General features: G+C 62.4%; 21 protein-coding genes. 9 read left to right on the top strand and 12 right to left on the bottom strand.

What is annotated here, in order from left to right; translation table 11 throughout:
- The 3 genes from ADN01_RS19665 to eutL form a co-directional block, all read left to right on the top strand.
- Nucleotides 1-235: hypothetical protein (locus ADN01_RS19665; RefSeq protein WP_160318422.1), on the top strand; the 235-nt coding region annotated here is incomplete at its 5' end.
- Complete coding sequence (gene eutC, locus ADN01_RS12610; RefSeq protein WP_075071170.1) at nucleotides 228-1,007, top strand: ethanolamine ammonia-lyase subunit EutC; 780 nt, start codon at nucleotides 228-230, stop codon at nucleotides 1,005-1,007. The genes ADN01_RS19665 and eutC, both read left to right, overlap by 8 nt.
- A gap of 11 nt (nucleotides 1,008-1,018) precedes the next feature.
- Nucleotides 1,019-1,675, top strand: coding sequence for an ethanolamine utilization microcompartment protein EutL (gene eutL / locus ADN01_RS12605; RefSeq protein ID WP_113918842.1), 657 nt, complete (start codon nucleotides 1,019-1,021; stop codon nucleotides 1,673-1,675).
- Between the two features lie 92 nt (nucleotides 1,676-1,767).
- Here the strand turns inward: eutL and ADN01_RS12600 are convergent, their stop codons facing one another.
- The 10 genes from ADN01_RS12600 to secG form a co-directional block, all read right to left on the bottom strand.
- Complete coding sequence (locus ADN01_RS12600) at nucleotides 1,768-2,826, bottom strand: ABC transporter ATP-binding protein (protein ID WP_062417627.1); 1,059 nt, start codon at nucleotides 2,824-2,826, stop codon at nucleotides 1,768-1,770.
- 16 nt (nucleotides 2,827-2,842) lie between these two features.
- Nucleotides 2,843-3,622 carry an ABC transporter permease gene (locus ADN01_RS12595; RefSeq protein WP_062417626.1) on the bottom strand — a complete coding sequence of 260 codons (780 nt, stop codon included), beginning with the start codon at nucleotides 3,620-3,622 and terminating at the stop codon, nucleotides 2,843-2,845.
- Nucleotides 3,619-4,509: an ABC transporter permease gene (locus ADN01_RS12590; RefSeq protein ID WP_082142682.1), complete on the bottom strand. Its 891-nt coding sequence runs from the start codon at nucleotides 4,507-4,509 to the stop codon at nucleotides 3,619-3,621. The genes ADN01_RS12595 and ADN01_RS12590 overlap by 4 nt, the downstream gene beginning before the upstream one ends.
- A 12-nt stretch (nucleotides 4,510-4,521) precedes the next feature.
- Nucleotides 4,522-5,736, bottom strand: coding sequence for an ABC transporter substrate-binding protein (locus ADN01_RS12585; protein WP_062417624.1), 1,215 nt, complete (start codon nucleotides 5,734-5,736; stop codon nucleotides 4,522-4,524).
- A gap of 329 nt (nucleotides 5,737-6,065) precedes the next feature.
- Nucleotides 6,066-9,653, bottom strand: a complete 3,588-nt coding sequence (gene nifJ / locus ADN01_RS12580) for a pyruvate:ferredoxin (flavodoxin) oxidoreductase (protein ID WP_062417623.1) — start codon at nucleotides 9,651-9,653, stop codon at nucleotides 6,066-6,068.
- Between the two features lie 117 nt (nucleotides 9,654-9,770).
- Nucleotides 9,771-10,499 (bottom strand): DUF554 domain-containing protein, encoded by a 729-nt coding sequence (locus ADN01_RS12575; protein WP_062417622.1) that lies wholly within the window; start codon nucleotides 10,497-10,499, stop codon nucleotides 9,771-9,773.
- A gap of 7 nt (nucleotides 10,500-10,506) precedes the next feature.
- Entirely contained in the window at nucleotides 10,507-11,055 is a 549-nt protein-coding gene (locus tag ADN01_RS12570) for a cob(I)yrinic acid a,c-diamide adenosyltransferase (RefSeq protein ID WP_062417621.1), read from the bottom strand.
- On the bottom strand, nucleotides 11,052-11,642 hold the full coding sequence (locus ADN01_RS12565) for a hypothetical protein (protein WP_062417620.1): 591 nt from the start codon (nucleotides 11,640-11,642) through the stop codon (nucleotides 11,052-11,054). The genes ADN01_RS12570 and ADN01_RS12565 overlap by 4 nt, the downstream gene beginning before the upstream one ends.
- Before the next feature lie 29 nt (nucleotides 11,643-11,671).
- Nucleotides 11,672-13,339, bottom strand: coding sequence for an ABC transporter substrate-binding protein (locus ADN01_RS12560; protein WP_062417619.1), 1,668 nt, complete (start codon nucleotides 13,337-13,339; stop codon nucleotides 11,672-11,674).
- A gap of 84 nt (nucleotides 13,340-13,423) precedes the next feature.
- Nucleotides 13,424-13,624 carry a preprotein translocase subunit SecG gene (gene secG / locus ADN01_RS12555; protein WP_236691014.1) on the bottom strand — a complete coding sequence of 67 codons (201 nt, stop codon included), beginning with the start codon at nucleotides 13,622-13,624 and terminating at the stop codon, nucleotides 13,424-13,426.
- 99 nt (nucleotides 13,625-13,723) lie between these two features.
- Here secG and ADN01_RS12550 point away from each other — a divergent pair, with 99 nt between their 5' ends.
- Both ADN01_RS12550 and ADN01_RS12545 read left to right on the top strand, forming a co-directional pair.
- A complete protein-coding gene (locus ADN01_RS12550; RefSeq protein ID WP_062417618.1) occupies nucleotides 13,724-14,812 on the top strand; it encodes a CehA/McbA family metallohydrolase in 1,089 nt (362 codons plus the stop codon).
- Nucleotides 14,809-15,294, top strand: coding sequence for a YbaK/EbsC family protein (locus ADN01_RS12545; RefSeq protein ID WP_062417617.1), 486 nt, complete (start codon nucleotides 14,809-14,811; stop codon nucleotides 15,292-15,294). Before ADN01_RS12550 ends, ADN01_RS12545 begins: the two co-directional genes overlap by 4 nt.
- Here the strand turns inward: ADN01_RS12545 and ADN01_RS12540 are convergent.
- A complete protein-coding gene (locus tag ADN01_RS12540) occupies nucleotides 15,291-16,742 on the bottom strand; it encodes an RtcB family protein (protein WP_062417616.1) in 1,452 nt (483 codons plus the stop codon). The two genes, ADN01_RS12545 and ADN01_RS12540, sit on opposite strands and share 4 nt — an antisense overlap.
- A 19-nt stretch (nucleotides 16,743-16,761) precedes the next feature.
- Nucleotides 16,762-17,175 (bottom strand): archease, encoded by a 414-nt coding sequence (locus tag ADN01_RS12535; protein ID WP_062417615.1) that lies wholly within the window; start codon nucleotides 17,173-17,175, stop codon nucleotides 16,762-16,764.
- A gap of 77 nt (nucleotides 17,176-17,252) precedes the next feature.
- Between ADN01_RS12535 and ADN01_RS12530 the strand changes: the two genes are divergently transcribed.
- From ADN01_RS12530 to ADN01_RS12515, 4 genes are all read left to right on the top strand, one after another.
- Nucleotides 17,253-18,050 carry an APH(3') family aminoglycoside O-phosphotransferase gene (locus tag ADN01_RS12530; RefSeq protein WP_075071171.1) on the top strand — a complete coding sequence of 266 codons (798 nt, stop codon included), beginning with the start codon at nucleotides 17,253-17,255 and terminating at the stop codon, nucleotides 18,048-18,050.
- A gap of 118 nt (nucleotides 18,051-18,168) precedes the next feature.
- Nucleotides 18,169-18,951: an FhaA domain-containing protein gene (locus ADN01_RS12525; RefSeq protein ID WP_160318423.1), complete on the top strand. Its 783-nt coding sequence runs from the start codon at nucleotides 18,169-18,171 to the stop codon at nucleotides 18,949-18,951.
- A gap of 6 nt (nucleotides 18,952-18,957) precedes the next feature.
- Entirely contained in the window at nucleotides 18,958-19,383 is a 426-nt protein-coding gene (locus ADN01_RS12520; protein ID WP_062417613.1) for an FHA domain-containing protein, read from the top strand.
- An 81-nt stretch (nucleotides 19,384-19,464) separates the two neighbouring features.
- A complete protein-coding gene (locus ADN01_RS12515) occupies nucleotides 19,465-19,872 on the top strand; it encodes a helix-hairpin-helix domain-containing protein (protein WP_062417612.1) in 408 nt (135 codons plus the stop codon).
- Nucleotides 19,873-19,888 lie beyond the last annotated feature (16 nt).

Genomic DNA, 19,888 nt, shown 5'->3' with positions numbered 1-19,888 from the left:
CAAGCACCTTTTTACCGACCGCGGGTCAGGGGAGCGGCTGGTGCTGTTTGAGGCTGCGGACGACCACTCGGAAGCCACTTATGTGGTGGACCTCATCGGTCAGAACATGGCCGGAGACCGCAAGGCGCGCAGCCCTTCGCGTTCACCGGGGAAGGTCAGGCTGAGGTGGTTGACCTTGAGCACGGCGCAGTCCCGCGGCCCCCACCGCGGCGGCATCCGGCGGTCTGGTGATTGACCTGCCCGACCCCACCAGCGACGAAGCCCGCGCCGAGCCGGGCATTGACCGCCCGCTGGACGCCGAGGGCCTAACTGCCCTGATGAACGCCACCACCGCCCGCATCGGCGTGGGGCGCGCCGGGCCGCGCGTGCGCACCCGCTCGCTGGTGCTCTTTCAAGCCGATCTGGCCGTGACTCAGGACGCTCTGCTGCGCGACGTGGACCCGCAGCTCTTGGACGAGTTCAAACTCCTGCGCGTGCAGACCCGCGTCACCGGCGGCAAAGCCGAATACCTGCTGCGCCCCGATCTGGGCCGCCAGCTCAGCGACGAGGCCCGCGCCCAGATCAGCCAGCACTGTGTCAAGAACCCCAACGTGCAGATCTGCGTCGGCGACGGCCTCAGCGCCGCGGCCGTGGAGGCCAATTTGCGCAAGATCATGCCCGTGCTGGAGGCTGGGTTTCGCCAGGCAGGGCTCAGCCTGGGCACGCCTTTCTTCATCCAGTTCTGCCGCGTGGGCGTGATGAACGACATCGGCGACCTGCTGCACCCCGACGTGCTCATCCTGCTCATCGGCGAGCGTCCCGGCCTGGGGCGGGCTGAATCGATGAGCGCCTACATGGCCTACCGCCCGCAGTCCGGACACACCGATGCCGAGCGGGACGTCATCTGCAATATCTACGACGGCGGCGGCACCAACCCCCTCGAAGCCGGGGCCTTCGCCGTGCAGATGGCGCAGAAAATGATCCAACACCAGGCAGCCGGCGTCAAGCTCAAGCTGCTGGAACAGTGAGGAAGGTGCGCATGGCCATTTTAGACCCCATCCCCGCCAACGCTCTGGCAGTCCGCCTGATCCCCAGCGTGGCCCCCGAATACGCCCGCCAGTTGGGGCTGCGGCCCGATCAGCGCAGCCTGGGGCTGCTGACCGCCGATAACGACGACGCCACCTACGTCTCCATTGACGAGGCCACCAAAATGGCCGATGTGGAAGTCGTCTACGCCCATTCGTTTTACGCGGGCGCGCGCCACGCCTCCGGCCCGCTTTCGGGCGAGATCATCGCCCTGCTCGCCGGGCCCAACCCCGCCGAGGTGCGCGCCGGTTTAGACGCCGCCCTGCGCTATCTCAGCACCCGCGCCCTGTGGTACAGCGCCAACGCCGAGGGCACCATCGCCTTCTTCCCCCACGTCATCTCACAGACCGGCCGCTACCTGTCGCAGCTGTGCGGCGTGCCTGTCGGCTCGCCCATCGCCTATCTGATCGCCCCCCCGCTGGAGGGCGTCTACGGGCTGGATGCGGCCCTCAAAGCCGCGGATGTGCAGTTGGCGTCGTACACCCCCCCGCCCTCCGAAACCAACTTCATGGGCGCAGTGCTCACCGGCACACAGTCGGCCTGTCAGGCTGCTGCCCTGGCCTTTCAGGATGCCGTCCTCGAAGTCGCGCGGCGCCCCATCGAATACTGATCCGCTGCCGGAACATCACCAGAAAAAAAGAACGCGCCCCTGAAATCACTCAGGGGTGCGTTCTTGTCCGTGCAGACTGCCGCGCTAGCCGCTTACACCACCAGGCAGGCCTCGCGCGGGAAATACACGGTCAATTTTTCTCCCACCTGAGGGGGAACCAGGTGCGGATTGTTGAACATATCAAAGAACAGCTTGCTCTTTTCCAGCCGCACCTGCACGCGCACGATCGAGCCCAAGAAGGTCACCGTGTCCACCGTGCCGCTCAGCTCGTTGGTGCCGCCGCTGCCGCTGTTGGCGGTCATGCGCAGCATTTCGGGCCGCACGGCGATGCGCACCGTCTGGCCTGCGGAAACCGACAGCGGCTGGGCGGTTTGGATCTCCTGCCCGTCCACGGTCAGTGCCCCGCTCTGCGGATCGCGCACCACGGCGTCCACCACGTTCAGCGTGCCCACGAAAGAGGCCACAAAGGGCGTTTCGGGGAAGTTGTAAATCTGGAAGGGCGACCCCACCTGCTCGATGTGCCCGTCTTTCATCACCACGATGCGGTCCGAGAGCGACAGAGCTTCTTCCTGATCGTGGGTGACGTAAATGGTGGTGATGCCCAGCTTTTGCTGAATGGCGCGGATTTCCGTGCGCAGCTCCACGCGGATTTTGGCGTCCAGCGCAGACAACGGCTCATCCAGCAGCAGCACCTGCGGGTGAATGGCCAGGGCGCGGGCCAAGGCCACGCGCTGCTGCTGCCCGCCCGACATCTGGTAGGGGTAGCGCTGGCGGAAGGATTCCATGTGGATCAGCGCCAGCATTTCATCCACCACTTTGGCGATCTCATCTTTACCCTTACGCGCCACCTTCAGCCCAAAACCGATGTTATCCGCCACCGTCATGTTGGGGAACAGGGCGTAGCTTTGGAACACCATACCCACATTGCGCTGGTTCGGCGGCTTATGGGTCACGTCTGCGCCGCTGATCAAAATCTCGCCTTCCGTCGGCATTTCAAACCCGGCCACCATGCGCAGCGTGGTGGTCTTGCCGCAGCCGCTGGGACCCAGGAAAGAGACAAATTCCCCCCGCTCCACCTTGAGGTTAAAATCTTCGACAGCGACGAACTGGCCAAAGCGTTTGTTGACGTTGTTAATCTCTAAAAATGCCATGAGGGACCTCGTTGTGCTATTTCATACCGCCCAGGGCCGTCCCAGACGTTCCGCGGGTAAAGACCTGGATCAGGCCAATCATGCCCCAGGTGAGGGCAAAGGACATAATTGCCAGCGCCGCTGGTTCATAGGCGCGGTTTTGTCCTAATAAGGCCATGTACGGCCCCAGCGCAGGCCAGGCCAACAGCGAAGCCAGAGTCAGCTCGCCGATGACAATGGCAAAGGTCAGGAACGTGCCGCTCAGCAAAGCCACCTTCAGGTTGGGGAAGATCACCTTCAGCAGAATGGTCCCCCACCCCGCCCCCAGAGACTGGGCTGCCTCAGTGAGTGAGCGCACGTCCATGGCACGCAGGCCGTTATCCACCGCTCGATACATGTAGGGAAAAGACAGCACCACATAACCTGCCACCAACAACGCCGGACTGGCGGTCAACACAAACGGAGGGCGGCTGAAAATACGGATCAGGCCGAAGACCAACACGATCGCGGGGATAACGAAGGGCAGTAAGGTGATAAACTCCACAATCGGCTTGGCCTGCGGCAGCCGCAGATGCACCCAATAGGCCGTGGGGACGATCAGGATCATGCTGGCCAAAATAGTGAAAAAGGCCATCTCCGCCGAAAAGGTGAATGATTTGACAAACCCAGGGTCAGCCAGCACCTTTTCATACGCCATCAGGCTGATTACGTCTTTCTTCATACGCAGCGAGAAGTTGAGCGTGGCCAGCAGCGGGATGAAAAAGTACAGGATGCCCAGGCCAATCCACAACCAGGACCAAAAGCGAGAGCGTTTCATCGCAGCCACCTCGACGCACGGTTTTGCAGAACAGTGTAGCCCAAAATGCTGGCGCCCATGATCACCACCATGCCCAGGGCCAAAGCATAGCCCAGGCCGGTGTCGTGCAGCACATCGCCGCGAATCTGCGCACCGATGATGATGGGCACCAGGTTCAAGGAGCCGCCCGTCAGGGCATAGGCGGTGGCGTAGGCACCAAAGCTGTTGCCAAACAGCAGAATCGTGGTGGAAATGAGCGCCGGGGTCAGGATGGGCAAAGCCACATGCCGCCAGTAATGCCACGAAGAGCCGCCCAAATTCTCACAGGCTTCCCGCCACTCGCGCCGCAGCCCATCCAACGACGGGCTGATGATCAGCACCATAAGCGGGAATTGGAAGTACATGTAGGTGAGGCATAAGCCCCAAAAGGAGTACAGATTGAAGCCTTGCTGGTAAATATTGATCCCTAAGGATTTCAGGATCACCGTCACCAGACCCACACGCCCCAGGGTGGAAATGAAGGCGAAGGCCAGGGGCACGCCCGCGAAGTTGCTGGCAACCCCAGAAAAGGTGGTCAGAGCGGTGCGCAGCCAGCGCGGCAGCCCGCCCAGGGTGACGGCATACGCCATCAGGAAGCCAAATAAGGCTCCGCCGACCGCCGTCACCAGGCTGACCTGAATGGTCAGTTTGTAAGAATTCAGAATATAGGGTGTGAACAGGTTCTTGATGTTGTTAAACGTAAACTGGCCCTGATTATCCTGAAAACTACCGACAAAAAGGGAACTGGCGGGCAGAATGAGGAACAGCAGCGCGAAGAGAAAAAACGGCATAACCCCCAGCCAGTTCCAGTTGATTTTGGGAAGGGAGGGACGCGCCAGAGGCGCGTCCCCTTGCTGCTTTGATTTCATTCCGGATCCCATTTACGGGGCGGCTTTGACTTCGACGCCCACAACCTTGTCCCAACCTTCGGCAACAGCAGCCTTCAGCGCATCCTGCTGTTCCAGGGTGGGGAACACGGCCGTGGCGTAGTATTCCGCCGGAGGCAGTTTGGCGGCCAGTTCAGCCGGGACCACATTGCGCGCAACCATGTCGTTGTAGCGAATGGGGTGCACATAGCCCTTCAGCCAAATATTCTGACCTTCATCCGAGTAGAGGAATTCCATCCACAACTTGGCCGCATTCGGGTGCGGGGCATAGGCGCTGATGGCCTGAACGTACACGCCCGCAACCACACCGCTCTTGGGGATGACCACTTCGATTTCCGGGTTGGCCGCAAAGCTGTCGCGGTCGGCCAGGGCCAGGTAGTCCCACATCATGGCGATGGGGGTTTCGCCGGAAGCAATCGTGCCGGGTTTGGCGATGACCGGGACGAAATTGCCGGCTTTGTTCATCTTGTCAAAGTAATCCAGGCCAGCCTGGGGTTCTTCGATCTTGCCGCCGTTGGCCAGCGCCGCAGCCGCGATGGACAGGATCGCCATGTTGGAGGTGCGGGGGTCGCCGCCCAGGGCTACCTGACCGTTGTACTTGGGATCCAGCAGGTCAGCCCAGTCTTTGGGCAGATCGGTGACAGCGCTCTTGTTGATTTCGAACGCCAGCACGCCGTAATAATCGCCGTACCAGTAGCCTTCAGCGTCTTTCAAATTCTCGGGGATCGAATCCCAGGTGGCCACTTTGTAGGGGGTGATCAGCCCTTCGTCTTTGGCGATGGGGCCAAAGGACAGACCCACGTCAATCACGTCCGGAGCCTGGGGGCCTTTGTTGTCTTTGTTGGCGCGAATGGCCTGGAGTTCATCGCCGGAGCCGGCGTTGGGGTCCAGTTCATTAACCTTGATCCCGTATTTCGCGGAGAAGGTGTCAATCATTTCGCCATAGTTCGCCCAGTCGCGGGGCAGAGCGATGACGGTCAGCTCGCCTTCGGCTTTGGCCGCAGCGATCAGAGCATCCATGCCGGTGGCTTCAGCAGCCGGAGCAGCCGGTTCGGCGGGAGCAGCCGGTTCGGCGGGGGCAGCGGGTTCAGCCGGGGCAGCCGGGGCGGCAGGTTCAGCCGGGGCAGGGGTTGCAGCGGGGGTGCAGGCGGCCAAAACCATCGCCACCATCACCAGCAAACTCAGCGTGACCAACAAGTTCTTTTTCATAAGGTTCTCTTCTCTTTCCGAACGAATCTAAAGGTTGAACATTGAAGGCGCAGCCTCAGCGGGCTGCTAGAACGGAATACGTTTGATTTTTCGGCTTCGGGGGATCACCTCCTTGAATGTTTCAAGGGTATCACCAGGGGATAGGGTTCATCCGTTTGTACGGACCTCCCTTTAAAACACCCACATCCCGCAGAGAGGATACCCTAATATTAACCCCAAAATGCCCATTATGCAACCGATATATGAGGATGATCATACTCCGATCCGGAAATTCTGCCCCGCCTCGGTGGAGGCGAGGCAGAATTCCAGTATCACACCCTAATCAAGAACTAGGATTCGCTGGTCAGCGCGCTCAACTCAGCGTAAGCTGCCGCCAGCTTTTGCAGCCGCTCCCAGCGGAAGCGCGCATCCTCATTGGCCGCCTGCATCAGCTCTTCGGCGCGGGCCTCGTTGCTGATGGTCAGCATGCGGTAGCGCGTTTCGCGGTAGGCATAATCTTCCACCGGAATAGTCGGCGCCTTGGAATCAATCGCCAGCGGCGGTTTGCCCTCGCGCGCCAGAGCCGGGTTGAAGCGGTACAGCGGCCAAACCCCGGCCTGTACGGCCAGTTTTTGCTGCTGGAGGCCCTCTTTCATGTCAATGCCGTGGGCGATGCAGTGCGAATAGGCGATGATCAAAGACGGGCCGTCATAGGCATCCGCTTCCAGGAAAGCCCGCAGCGCCTGCGCGTCGTTGGCCCCCAGCGCCACCCGCGCCACATAGATATGCCCGTAAGACATGGCGATCATGCCCAGGTCTTTCTTGCCCATGCCTTTGCCGCTGGCGGCAAATTTGGCCACCGCCGCGCGCGGCGTAGCTTTAGAAGCCTGCCCGCCGGTGTTGGAATACACTTCGGTGTCCAGCACCAGAGCGTTGATGTTGTAGGGGCTGGCCAGCACGTGGTCCAAACCGCCGTAGCCGATGTCGTAGGCCCAACCGTCGCCGCCGATGAGCCACACACTCTTGCGGATCAGCGCATCCGCCACGCCCATCAGCATGCCTGCCCGCGGGTCTTTCATCATCACCAGCCGATCTTTCAAGGCCGCCACGCGTTCCCGTTGGGCGCGCAGGCCGCTTTCCGTGCTCTGCTCCGCTCCCAAAAGTCCGTCGGCCAGCACCGTGCCAATTTCACCGGCCAGCTGTTTCACCAGTTCGCGGGCAAAGCCGTTCTGCTTTTCCACCGAAAGGCGCATGCCCAGGCCAAATTCGGCGTTATCCTCAAACAACGAGTTCGACCAGGCCGGGCCGCGTCCGTCGCGGTTGGCCGACCACGGCGTGGTGGGCAGGCTGCCGCCGTACACCGAGGAGCAGCCCGTGGCGTTGGCGATGATGGCGCGGTCGCCGAAGAGCTGCGAGACCAGCTTGACATACGGCGTTTCGCCGCAGCCCGCGCAAGCCCCCGAGAACTCAAACAGCGGCTGGAGCAGCTGAGAATTTTTCACCGTGGTGGGTTGGAAGGCCGTGCGGTCCGCCTCCGGCAGCTGCAGGAAGAACTCCCAGTTCGCCCGCTCCGTCTCGCGCAGGGGCGGCTGCGGGGCCATGTTCAGGGCCTTGCGCCCCGTCTGTGCCTTATCTTTGGCCGGGCAGACTTCCACGCACAGGCCGCAGCCTGTGCAGTCTTCGGGCGCCACCTGAATGGTGAAGCGCATCCCCGGGAATTCTTTGAAATTGGCGTCCATCGAGCGGAAGGTCTCTGGCGCGCCCGCCAAAGCCTCCGGCGCATACACCTTCATGCGGATGCTGGCGTGCGGGCACACCAAAGCGCACTTGCCGCATTGAATGCACAGTTCCGAAGCCCAGGTGGGAATTTCCAGCGCGATATTGCGCTTTTCATACTGGGCCGTACCGGAGGGGTAGGTGCCGTCCGCCGACATCCTGCTCACCGGCAGGGCGTCGCCGTTGTTGATCAAAATTTCGCCCAACACCTCGCGCACATAGGCCGGGGCCGATTCAGACATGGCCGCGCGCATGCCAAACGCGCTGCTCACCTGCGCCGGAACAGCCACTTCCTTCAGGTTCGAAAGGGTGTTGTCCACCGCCTCAAAGTTCTGCCGCACCACCGTTTCGCCGCGCTTGCCGTAGGTCTTCTTGATGGATTTCTTGATCTGGGCGATGGCCTCCTCCCGCGGCAGCACGCCGCTGATGGCGAAGAAGCAGGTCTGCATGATGGTGTTGATGCGGCTGCCCATGCCCGACGCCTCGGCCACATGGTGCGCGTCAATCACGTAGAATTTCAGTTTCTTTTCCACCAACGCCTGCTGCACCTCGCGCGGCAGGTGATCCCACACCGCTTCCGGCCCGTACAGGCTGTTCAGCAGGAACACGCTGCCCGGGCGGGAATACTTGAGCATGTCAAAGCGCTCCAGGAAGGAGAAGTTATGGCAGGCCACAAAATTGGCGTCGCCTTCCCCGATCAGATAGGGGGCGCGAATGGGCTTGGGGCCAAAGCGCAGATGCGAAACGGTCACCGAGCCGGACTTCTTGGAATCGTACACAAAGTAGCCCTGACCAAAATTGCCGCCCTCTTCGCTGATGATCTTGATGGAGTTCTTGTTGGCGCCCACCGTGCCGTCCGCGCCCAGGCCAAAGAACACGCAGCGCACCGTCTCGTCCCCCTCAATGGAGAAGGTGGGGTCATAGCTCAGGCTGGTGTGGCTGACGTCGTCGTGAATGCCCACAGTGAAATGGTTCTTGGGTTTGGCTTTGGCCATCTCGGCAAAAATGCCCTGCACCATGCCCGGCGTAAATTCTTTCGAGGCCAGGCCGTAGCGCCCGCCCAAAATCCGCGGAGGATTAACAAAGGGGCTCGTGCCTTCGGCCGCGGCTTCCTGCACTGCCGCCACCACATCCAGGTAGAGCGGCTCGCCGCTGGAACCGGCCTCTTTGGTGCGGTCCAACACCGCCAGGGTGCGCACCGTGGACGGCAGAGCCTGGATGAAATGCGCGATGGAGAAGGGCCGGAACAAATGCACCGTCAACACGCCCACCTTCTCGCCCCGCGCCGCCAGAACGCGCGCCGTCTCTTCGGCCGTCTCGGCACCCGAACCCATGATCACAATCACCCGCTCCGCATCCGGCGCACCGGCGTAATCAAACAGGTGATAGGCGCGGCCCGTGAGCGCCGCAAATTGATCCATGGCCGCCTGCACATGCTCTGGGCAAGCCGCGTAAAACGGGTTGACCGACTCGCGTCCCTGGAAATACACGTCCTGGTTTTGCAGTGTGCCGCGGATGAAGGCCCGCTCCGGGTTTAAGGCCCGCGTGCGGTGGGCCGCCACCAAAGCCGGATCCATCATTGTGCGCATCACATCTTCGGGGATCAGGGTGATTTTGTTGACCTCATGCGAGGTGCGGAAGCCGTCAAAGAAGTGCAGGAAGGGAACCCGCGCCCGCAGCGTGGCTGCCTGGCAGATCAGCGCCATATCGTGGGCTTCCTGCACCGAGCGCGAAGCCATCAGGGCAAAACCCGTGGCCCGCGTGGCCATCACATCCGAATGATCGCCGTAGATGGAAATGGCCTGATACGAAAGCGCCCGCGCCGAAACGTGAAAGACCGTCGAGGTCAATTCACCGGCGATCTTATACATGTTGGGGATCATCAACAGCAGGCCCTGCGAGGCGGTGAAGGTGGTGGTCAGCGCACCGGTCTGCAGCGAGCCGTGCACCGCGCCCGCCGCCCCACCTTCGGCCTGCATTTCAGCCACCAGGGGCACGCTGCCCCACACATTGGGGATGTTCGCCGCCGCCCACTCATCCGAAAGCTCGCCCATCCCGGAGGAGGGCGTAATGGGATAAATGGCGATGACCTCGTTCGTGCGGTAGGCAACATAAGCAGTTGCCTCATTGGCATCAACGGTTACTGTCTTTTCAGTTGTCATGGATCCTCCGGGGAGAAAGGGGAATACAAAAAATCAGGCCGGGTCAAAGATATATGGTATACGATACATCCATTATATCATGACCCAGCCCGGATTGTTCCCCGCAATTTTGCCAGCTTAAGGCAGAGTCACCCCCAAGAGCGCCATCACCGCCACCGCCAACGGGGCCACGATCAGCGACGGCAGCATGTTGCCGGTGCGCACCGGCCGCAGCTCCAAAATCCCGCTCACCGCCACCGCCACCAGCAGCACGCCCCCCACCGCCGTCATCTCGGTCATCATCGGCGCCGTCACCAGCGTTTGGGCCTGGGCCGCCAGCAGGCTCAGCCCGCCCTGATAGGCCAGAATGATCAACGCGGAGAAAGCCACACCCACCCCCAGCGAAGCCGAAAAGGCCAGCGCCATCACCAGGTCCAGGGCCGATTTGATCGCCAGCAGGCTGATATCGCCGGTTAGGCCGTCTTGAATCGAGCCTAAAATGGCCACCGGCCCCACGCAGAAGACCAGCGAGGCCGTCATGAACCCGCGCAAAAAGCGCGACTGCCCCGATACCGCGCCGGAGCCGTCCTCGGCGGGCATAAAGCGCCGCTCCAGGGCCTTGCCGATCCATTCCAGCCCTTTTTCAATCTGCCACCACTCGCCCAACACCGCCCCCACCAGCACGCTGGCGAGCACCAGCATCGAATTTTGTGTCTTCAGGAACATCTGCACGCCGTATAACAGCGTAAAAAGGCCCAAACCCGAAATCACCGTTTGCCGAAAACGCACAGGAAGCCGGTCGCCCAAGACTGTACCCAAAACACCCCCCAACACCACCGCAGCCGTATTTAATAAAGTACCTGTCATACCATCCTTAATCTTTGGCCAGCGTCGGGCCAGCGCGGCCCGCCGCCTGAGATTCGTATAACTCCAACACAAAACATAATGAAGACAAGCGGTTCAAATAGCGCAGCAGCTCGGGGTTTTGCAGTTCCCCGGCTTCCACCAGCACGGCCACGCGCCGTTCAGCCCGGCGCACCACCGTGCGCGCCAAAGCCAAAAAAGCTCCAGGGCGCGTATCCCCCGGCACAATAAATTCGCGCGGCAGACTCACCTGCGCGCTGAGCGCATCAATCTGCGCCTCCAGCCAGGCCACCCGCTGGGGGGTGATGGCCCGGAAGGTCTCGGCGTTTTCAGGGGTGGCGGCCACCTCACCCATCAGCCCATACAGGTCGCGCTGCGCCTGCATCACCAGCGCGGCGGTGTCTTGCCCCAGGGCAAAACTGCGCACCATGCCCAGGGCCGCCGAAGCCTCGTCCACGCTGCCCAGGGCTTCCATGCGCGCATCCGTCTTGGAAACCCGCCCCGGGCCCAAAACGCCCGTGGTGCCGTCATCGCCTTTGCGTGTGTAAAAACGGGTCATGAGGGTGTTGCCGCCTGATGCACTTGAAAGTAGAGATACCAAAAACGCTGCGGGTCAAAGGCCGGCTGCAGGACCGCAGCCCAAACGAAGCTGCCGGGCTGGCCCGCCAACCGCAGCCGGTGATCCAACCCCGTCAGCACCGTCAGGTTGGGCGTATCCGCGGGGATCTCGTCTGCCAGCAGATCCAACAAGCAGCGCCACTGCACCGCAAAGGCATACGTCTGGGGTGAACGCGGCGGTTCGGCCAACAGCTCCTGCAGCTCTGCCTGCCACAGCCGCAGGCGGGCCGCAAATTCCTGGGTGGATTTCTGAATCCAATGGCTTTTCCAGGCCTCGCGCGTGGCAGCCACCGTCTCGTTCCAGGCATCTGCCTGGGCCTGTTCCGCCGCGGGTAAGGGCGCCGCCAGCAAACGCCGCTGGCTATACATCAGCGTGCCGGGGGTCAGCCGTTGGATGCGGCTGGGCAAGCCGTCGTGGGCTTTTGCGCCGTACAGCGGCCAATACAAGGTGCGCCCGAGCAAATATTCTTTCAGCTCATACGCCGCCGCGCGCACCACGAGCAAGTCTTGATCCCACCAAGCCGCCATGCTTCCCCTCCCATCTCACCCGCTGAAGATTATTGCCCGCCCACCGTAGCCTGCATGAACCACTTCGCGGCCGTGGCAAAGCGGTCGCTGCTGTCAAACAGCGGCCCCATCTGCACCCCCTGTACCCCGCGGTCCACCGCGTAGGTGTACACCGGGTAATACAGGGTCAGCGCGGGGGTTTCATCGCTGAACACTACCTGAAAATTGCGGTACAGCCGGGCGCGCTCGCCCAAATCGGCGGTCACGCGCGCCTGTTCCAGGTACTCGCTGGCGTTGCGGTTATCCCACTGGGAATAATTCTGCCCGCCGGTGGCCTGCGCCTGATCCCAGAAGGGATAGGGGTCAGGGTCGGGCGAGCGGGTCAGGTTCAAATCCACCAGGGCCGCCTGAAATTCACGGTTGGCCAGGCGCTCATTCACCAGCTGGTCGTAGGCCACCGCCTCCAGCTTCACGTCCACCTGCAAATCGCCCCAGTTCTTCTGAATCACCTCGGCAATTTGACGGTGCAATTCGGTATCGGGGTACAGCAGGGTAAAGCTGAGCGCGCGGCCGTCCTTCTGGCGGATGGGGTCGCCTTCCGCCGGTTCCACATACCCGGCCCGCTTCAGCTGGGCGCGCGCCGCTTCCACGTCGAAATCAATGTGCGGCAAATTATCGTAATAGGCCCAGGTTCCCGGCATAATCGGCCCATCGGCCACGATGGCCTGCGAGCCCAACAGGCGGTCCACCAGCCATTGGCGGTTGGTGCCTTTCAGCAGGGCCTGGCGCACTTCCTTATCCTCAAAAAAGGCCACTTCAGGGTCTTTGTGGTTGAACAGCACCATCGAAAGCTGCGGCTGACGGCCGGAATACACCGCCAAATCCGGCTCGGCCAACACCTGCGGCAGCACATCCGGCGAAACGTAGCCGATCCCCTGCACCACCTCGTTGCGGTAAGCCTGCAAAGCCGCCGCGGAATCGGGGTAGTAGCGGAAGATAAACTGTTCAATGAAGGGAGGCTGTTCGTAATACAGCTCGTTGGCCTTCAGCATCACACCCGTGATCTTGCCGTCCTCCACCACCAGTTGGTCAAAGCGGTAGGGGCCGGTGCCCACCGGCTGCAAATTGAAGGGTTCGTTCACCACCTGCTCCAGCGTTTTGCCGCCCAAAATGTGCTGGGGCAAGATGCCAAAGGCCAGGTAGTCCAGGAAGGGCGCAAACGGCTCCGGCAGGCGGAACTGCAAATCCGTGTCGCTGAGCACAATGACGTCAATCTCTTCCCAGAAGCTGCGGATGTCCTCCGGAACCCATTCGCCGCCGGTGCGGATCAGATCAATGGTGAAAACCACGTCGTCCGCGGTGACCGGCTCGCCGTCGTGCCAGCGCAGGTTCGGCTTGAGGGCAAAGTTGTACACCGTGCCGTCTTTGGCGATGCCGTAGGTCTCCGCCAGGTCCGGCACAGGCACACCGCGCGCATCAAAGCGCACCAGCCCGCTGAAGATCAGGCGGTTCACCTCGCGATCCACCGGGTTAGCATAATCCAGCACCGGGTTCAGGCGCTGCAGCGAACCGATCAGCGCCTCGGTATACACACCGCCGCGGGCAGGCTGCGGGGTCAGACTGGTGACCGGACCGCCGGGCTGGTCTGCCAACAGCAAAATACCGACCAGCAGGCCGGTCAGGAATATGATGATCAGTTGCCAGCGTAGCTTTTTCATAGCGGAATACGAAAGAGGGCTGTCCCCCCTGCGGGTGAGAAGCCCTCGTCGAGTCTCCCTGTGTGATTCAATCGGACGATCAAGTTATTTACTGAGGATCACCGTGACCAGCGTCAGAATGAAGAACAGCGCGCTCAAGCCAATGGTGATGTAGAAGAGCGTCTTTTCAATCCCGCGCCGAGCCGTGAACACTGTGCCCGAATCGCCGCCCGCCAACGAGCCCAGACCCACACCCTTGTTCTGCAAGATCACGCTGACGATCAGGGCGATTGACGTTATAATCAATGCGATATCAAAGTATCCCGAAATATTCACAGATAGCCTCCTGAGGTTCTACAAGCAGGCCTGATTATACTGTCTTTATATGGGAATCGTCAACCGCGTATGCACGAACTCACCCTCAACCTCCACATGCACACCACCTATTCTGACGGCTCCGGCAGCCATGAGGATATCGCCCAGGCGGCCTTACGCGCCGGCATTGACGCCGTCATCGTCACCGATCACAATGTATGGGTCAACGGCGTAGACGGCTACCGCTCGGCTAACGGGCGGCGCATGCTGCTCATCGCCGGAGAAGAGGTGCACGACCGCACCCGCCAGCCCCAAAAGAACCACCTGCTGGTGTTTGGCGCCAACCGCGAGATGACCACCTTTGCTCCCGACCCCCAGAACCTGATTCGTCAGGTGGAACAAGCCGGGGGGCTGTCTTTCATCGCTCACCCCTGGGATCCAGCCATGCCGGCGTTTGGCGAGGATGATATCTCCTGGGTGGCCTGGGATGTGGAAGGCTACACCGGTTTTGAGCTGTGGAATGGACTGAGCGAGCTGAAAAGCGTGGCGCATTCGCGTCTGCAAGCCGTTTTTTATGCCCTGTTCCCTCAATACCTGGCGCATGCCCCCCTGCCCCAAACCCTGGCCAAATATGATGAACTGCTCAGCCAGGGACGCCGGCTGACCGCCGTGGGCGGCTCGGACGCGCACGCCCTGCACATGCACATGGGCCCCCTGCACCGCGTCATCTACCCCTACGAGTTTCACTTCCGCGCCATCAACAACCACCTGCTCACCCCCCGCCCCCTGGGCGAGAACCTGCTCGAAGACCGGCGCATGATCTACGACGCCCTGCGCGCTGGGCGTTCCTTCATTGGTTACGACCTGCCCCACCCCACCCACGGCTTCCGCTTCACCGCTCAGGGGCTCAACGCCGTTGCCACGCTGGGCGAAGAAATCCCCCTGCATGGCAGCATCACCTTCCAAATTCGCCTGCCAGCCCCGGCCTACTGCCGTTTGCTGTGCAACGGCAAGCCGGTCAAAGCCTGGCGCGGGCAGGAGATTTGCTCCTTCATCGCCAGCCAGCCGGGGGCCTACCGCGTGGAAGCCTATCTGGATTTTCTGGGCAAACGCCGCGGCTGGATCTTCAGCAACCCCATCTACGTGCGCGCCCCGCACCCCCGCGCGAGGGTCTCATGATCACCAACAATGTCACCCGCCTGCTCGACAGCCGCAAGATCGCTTACACCGCCTTTGAACTGCCCCCCGAAAAGATCGGCGCGCTGGAAACCGCCGCCCTGCTGGGCGTCCCCCCGCAAATTGTGTTTAAGACCATTGTGGTGGTGCGGGCCAAACCCGCCAAACCCATCCTGGCGGTCATCCCTGGGGATGCCGAAGCCGATCTGAAAGCCATCGCCGCCCTGGTGGGCGAGAAAAAGGTGCACATCCCCACCCAGCGCGAGGCCGAGCAGATCACCGGCCTGCAGGCGGGCGGAATCTCTCCCCTGGCCCTGCTCCAAAAAGGTTTCACCGTGCTCCTGGACGAATCCGCCCAGACCCACGGCCAGATTCACATCTCCGGCGGGCAGCGCGGGCTGAATCTGCGCCTGCCGGTGGACGCCCTGGTCAGCCTGACCCGCGCCCGCCTGGCCCCCATCAGCACCCGCCCCCCCGCAGACTAGCCTTTGACTACCGCCACAGGCCGCAGCCGCGCCACCTTGCGCGTGATGCCGGCGCCGCACACCGTGCGCACCACCTCATCCACATCCTTATAGGCCTGGGGGGCTTCTTCGGCCAGTCCGCCCATCGAACCCGCCCGCACCTGAATGCCCTGCTTTTCCAGGGCGCGCAGCAGGGCCTCGCCGCGAATTTCGCGCTTGGCCTGGCTGCGGCTGAAGACCCGCCCAGCCCCGTGGCAGCTGGACGCGTACGAACGCTCCATGCTCTCCGCCGTGCCCGCCAGCACCCAGGAGCCCGTTCCCATGCTGCCCGGAACCAGAACCGGCTGGCCGGTGTGGGCGTATTCCGGCGGCAGATCTGGGCTGCCGGGGCCAAAGGCGCGCGTGGCCCCTTTGCGGTGCACGCACACGCGCTGCGCCCGCCCATTCAGGGTGTGCGTTTCCAGCTTGGCGATGTTGTGGGTGATGTCGTACACCAGGTGCAGGTGAAAATTGCGCACCACCCCCGCCAAAGCCGCTTCAAAGGCCAGCCGCGCCTGATGCGCCAGGATCTGGCGGTTGGCAAAGGCGTAATTGGCCGCGGAACGCATCGCCCCCAAATAGGCGCGGCCCTCGGGTGAATCCAACGGAGCGCACACCAGTTCCCGGTCAGGGATGGAAATGCCGTAGCGGCGCACCGCCCCTTGCAGGCTCTGCACCGCATCCGTGCAGATCTGGTGGCCAAAACCGCGCGAACCGCAGTGGATCATCAGCGTCAGGCAGCCCGGCTCCAGGCCCATCGCCTGGGCGGCTTCCAGATCGTACACATCTTCCACCACCCCCACCTCGATGAAATGGTTGCCCGCCCCCAGCGTGCCCAGTTGCGTGCGGCCCCTTTCACGTGCCCGCGGGCTGACAGACGCAGGGTCGGCCTCCGGCAAACAGCCGCCGTCCTCACAGCGCCGCAGGTCCATCTCGGTGGCCCAGCCGCGCTGCTGCGCCCAGCCCGCCCCCAAACGGCACACCTTTTCCAGATCGGCATCGCTCAGCCGCAAACTGCCCGCGGTGCCCACCCCGCTGGGGCAGTGCTGATCCAGGGCCGTGACCAGCCGCTCCAGGTAGGGCTGCGCCGCCTCCAGCGGCACCGCTGAGGCCATCAGCCGCACCCCGCAGTTGATGTCGTAGCCAATGCCCCCCGGCGAGATGACCCCGTCCGGCAGGGCGGTGGCAGCCACCCCACCGATGGGGAAGCCGTAGCCCTGGTGCATGTCGGGCATCACCACCACCGGCCCGGCCAGCCCGGGCAAAGAGGCCGCGTTAACGGCCTGCTGCACGGCGTTATCTTTCAGCACGGCCTCCAGCAGGCGCCGCGTGGCGAACAGGCGCACCCCCACGCGCATGCCCTTACGCGCATCCGCCGGAATCTCCCATTCGAATTCGCTGACCGGCGTCAAATCATGAATTGTGACCACGGCCGCCTCCTTTTTTAACTCAAACGTCCAGCACCAGGGTCGCCTCCAGCCCGCGCGGGGTGGGGCGCACCTCCAGAGCGTGGTACGTCACCGCTTTAACCCTCCTGCCCACCGCAGCCGCCGGGCTGCCGCGCAGCACCGCCCGCAGCGTGCCGCCCTCCACGGTCAGCGTCAGGTCGTCAAACACCGTGCTTTCCACCTCACAACGGTAGAGCAGCTCGGCCAGAAACTGCACCAGCAGGCTTTCGGCGTCCTCCGCCTGCAAAACCAGTTCCGCTTCCTGGCGCGGGCCCGCCGCCCAGCGCACCCCCATCAGCGCGTATAGGCCCCGCGCCGCGGCGCGCAGAAGACCCCCCAAATCTGCCCCCCAAACGTGCAGGCTCAGGTCGGCCGTGTGTGCAATTTCTTCAAAACCCTCAGCGATCGTGTTCATCTTCAGTATAATTATACGCCGCGCGCCTTCCCTCCGCGGGAGCGCGCCCACCTCACCCGCAAAGAGAGTCGCCTGCCGTGCCGGATTTAACCCTTTCCAAACAATTGAGCGCCCTCCTGCGCGGGTACCAGCGGACGCCCGACTCCCGCGGCCAGTCTCCCGCCCGCGTGTATGCCCTCACCGGCCGCCAGCCGACTCTGTACCTCAAAACCTCCGACCGGCGCTGCCAGGGCACCTCCTACGATGTGGAGCGCGAGAAAGACCTGCTGCTGTGGTTACAGGACCGGCTGCCCGTGCCGGAGGTGCTGCATTACGAGGAATACGCCGGCGTCCGGTTCCTGCTGATGAGCGCGGCAGAAGGCACCGCGGTTTGCGAAGATCAGCGTCAGCAGCCTGACCCAGAACGGTTGGCGCGGCACTACGCCGAGGCCGTCCAGCTTTTGCGCTCTGTCAGCATCGCGGACTGCCCCTACCCGTACGGCCTGGATCAGCGCCTGCAGGAGCTGGAAGTTTTGTTGGCGCGCCAACTGACGGACGTGGAGCGCACCGACTGGGAAGCCGACACCCCCTTTGCCGATGCCGAGTCCCTGGCTGCGCACCTGCAAACCCACCGGCCGCCGGAAGAATGGGGCTTCACCCACGGCGACCTGGGTAGAGAAAATCTATTGGTCCGCGGCGGGCGTATCAGCGGCTTTATTGATGTCGGCAGGAGCGGGGTGGCCGACCCCTGGTTGGATATTGCCCTGTGCGTGCGTTCCCTTCAGCACACCTGCGGCGGCCGCCGGGAACCCCTGGATCTGTTTTTTAAATGGCTTGAAATCGAACCAGATTGGGATAAAATAAGGTATTACATTTGGTTAGACGAGCTGTTCTGAGCCTCATCACCGCCGAACCATGCGCGCCCCGGGTGTTGGGGATTTCTCCGGCGTTTTCAGAGCCTTTCTGCGTCCGAATTTTTCCTGGTTCCCGCCCCAGCAGGTAGCACAAGCCGGTATGAAAACATCCTTGGATCTCATCGAAAGTCGTTTGCGCGAGTTCATCGAAGGCAGCAGCGCCGTGCTTCTGCCGGGGAACCGCCGTGACATCTCGCTGGCCAACCGCCTGGCCGAGGCCATTCAGGGCGCCATGCAGGCTTCTGAATCCCAGCCGGAGGCCGCCCCCAACCTTTTCACCCTGCACCTGCCCCCCGAAGACCTGCCCTACTGGCAGGAGCGCCAGGGAATGTTGGACGCCCTCAGCGGTGCGCTGCAAGAGGCCGTCAGCCAGACCGATTTATACTTTCCAGCAGCCCCCAACCTGCGCCTGCAAGCCGACCCGCAGCTGACCAGCGGCGATTTCCGCGTGGAAGCCGCCTATCCGCAAGAGGCCACCGGCTCTACCGCGGTCATTTCCATCGCCCCTGCTGCCGCCGAGCCCGAAACCCAGGATCCCCGCCCCGCCAATGCCTTCCTGATCATTGACGGAACGCGCACCTTCCCATTGCGCCTGCCGGTGATCAACATCGGCCGCCGCCTGGATAACCATCTGGTGATTGACGACCCGCGCGTCTCGCGCAGCCACGCTCAACTGCGCGCCGTGCGCGGCCACTATGTGCTCTTTGACCTCAACTCCACCGGCGGCACCTACGTCAACAGCAACCGCATCACCCAATACACCCTCAAGCCGGGGGATGTCATCTCGCTGGCGGGCGTACCGGTGATTTACGGCGAAGACGTGCCCCAGCACAAGGGCGATACCGGGCAGCTGCCTGTGCTGCCCCGCCCGATCACGGAGTAAAAAATCATGGCGGCTGTGGTGGTCTTAGTCCTGCGCGTTCTGTTGGCCCTGGCCTTATATGCCTTCCTGGGCTGGGCCTTCATCACCCTGTGGCGCGAACTGCGCCTCACCAGCCAGATCGTCTCTGTGCGCAAAATCCCCGAGCTGACCCTGCAGGAGCAGTTTGGTGAAGCCAAAACCTACACCTTCGCCGTCATGGAAATCACCCTGGGGCGCGACCCCACCTGCGATGTGCCCCTGCTGGATGACACCATCTCCGCCCACCACCTGCGCCTCAGCTACCACCACAATCAATGGTGGGCCGAGGACCTCAATTCTACCAACGGCTCTTTCCTCAACGATGAAAAAATCACCACCCCCACGGTGATGATCTCTGGCGACGAGCTGCGGGCCGGTCAACTGCGCTTGCTGGTCACCATTGCCCCCCATTAACCGCCGGAAAAGCTGGCCTCATTTCCCCGTAATCTCACTATAATAGAATCATCGTACCCATACAGGCTCAGGAGGTTTCCTATGCTGTTCTTTTGGTTGGGTTTGCTGGTCCTCATCCTGGTTTTCCTGTGGTGGTTTTTCCGCGATAAGCAGCAGCCCCCCGCGGAACCACCCACCCTGCCGGCTTTGCCCACGCGCAGCGCCGCCCCCCTCAGCGTAGAAGCCGAAGCCGCCCCCGTCGAAGATGACTTAACCCTCATCGAAGGCATCGGTCCCAAGATCAACCAGCTCTGCCACGCCGCCGGCATTCACACCTTTGCCGACCTGGCCCAGGCGGATGTCAGCCGCCTGCAGGCCATATTGGACGAGGCCAAACTGCGCATTGCCGACCCGACCACCTGGCCTGAACAGGCCCGCCTGGCCGCCGCGGGCGACCTGGAAGCCCTGAAAACCTACCAGGACAGTCTGAAAGGCGGGCGCGTAGTCTGATCTGCCCCCCTCTCGC

This window comes from Levilinea saccharolytica (assembly GCF_001306035.1).
Lineage (GTDB): Bacteria > Chloroflexota > Anaerolineae > Anaerolineales > Anaerolineaceae > Levilinea > Levilinea saccharolytica.
Note: the sequence above shows the minus strand (reverse complement) of the source record. Positions and strands in the feature narration are given on the sequence as shown.

Coding starts and splice junctions, on each gene's coding strand:
- ADN01_RS12595 (WP_062417626.1), bottom strand. CDS start 3,622: ATGAAACGCTCTCGCTTTTGGTCCTGGTTGTGGATTGGCCTGGGCATC.
- ADN01_RS12585 (WP_062417624.1), bottom strand. CDS start 5,736: ATGAAAAAGAACTTGTTGGTCACGCTGAGTTTGCTGGTGATGGTGGCG.
- ADN01_RS12550 (WP_062417618.1), top strand. CDS start 13,724: ATGCACGAACTCACCCTCAACCTCCACATGCACACCACCTATTCTGAC.
- eutL (WP_113918842.1), top strand. CDS start 1,019: ATGGCCATTTTAGACCCCATCCCCGCCAACGCTCTGGCAGTCCGCCTG.
- ADN01_RS12560 (WP_062417619.1), bottom strand. CDS start 13,339: ATGAAAAAGCTACGCTGGCAACTGATCATCATATTCCTGACCGGCCTG.
- ADN01_RS12545 (WP_062417617.1), top strand. CDS start 14,809: ATGATCACCAACAATGTCACCCGCCTGCTCGACAGCCGCAAGATCGCT.
- ADN01_RS12520 (WP_062417613.1), top strand. CDS start 18,958: ATGGCGGCTGTGGTGGTCTTAGTCCTGCGCGTTCTGTTGGCCCTGGCC.
- ADN01_RS12535 (WP_062417615.1), bottom strand. CDS start 17,175: ATGAACACGATCGCTGAGGGTTTTGAAGAAATTGCACACACGGCCGAC.
- nifJ (WP_062417623.1), bottom strand. CDS start 9,653: ATGACAACTGAAAAGACAGTAACCGTTGATGCCAATGAGGCAACTGCT.
- ADN01_RS12575 (WP_062417622.1), bottom strand. CDS start 10,499: ATGACAGGTACTTTATTAAATACGGCTGCGGTGGTGTTGGGGGGTGTT.
- ADN01_RS12525 (WP_160318423.1), top strand. CDS start 18,169: ATGAAAACATCCTTGGATCTCATCGAAAGTCGTTTGCGCGAGTTCATC.
- ADN01_RS12515 (WP_062417612.1), top strand. CDS start 19,465: ATGCTGTTCTTTTGGTTGGGTTTGCTGGTCCTCATCCTGGTTTTCCTG.
- ADN01_RS12590 (WP_082142682.1), bottom strand. CDS start 4,509: ATGAAATCAAAGCAGCAAGGGGACGCGCCTCTGGCGCGTCCCTCCCTT.
- ADN01_RS12565 (WP_062417620.1), bottom strand. CDS start 11,642: ATGGCGGCTTGGTGGGATCAAGACTTGCTCGTGGTGCGCGCGGCGGCG.
- ADN01_RS12600 (WP_062417627.1), bottom strand. CDS start 2,826: ATGGCATTTTTAGAGATTAACAACGTCAACAAACGCTTTGGCCAGTTC.
- ADN01_RS12570 (WP_062417621.1), bottom strand. CDS start 11,055: ATGACCCGTTTTTACACACGCAAAGGCGATGACGGCACCACGGGCGTT.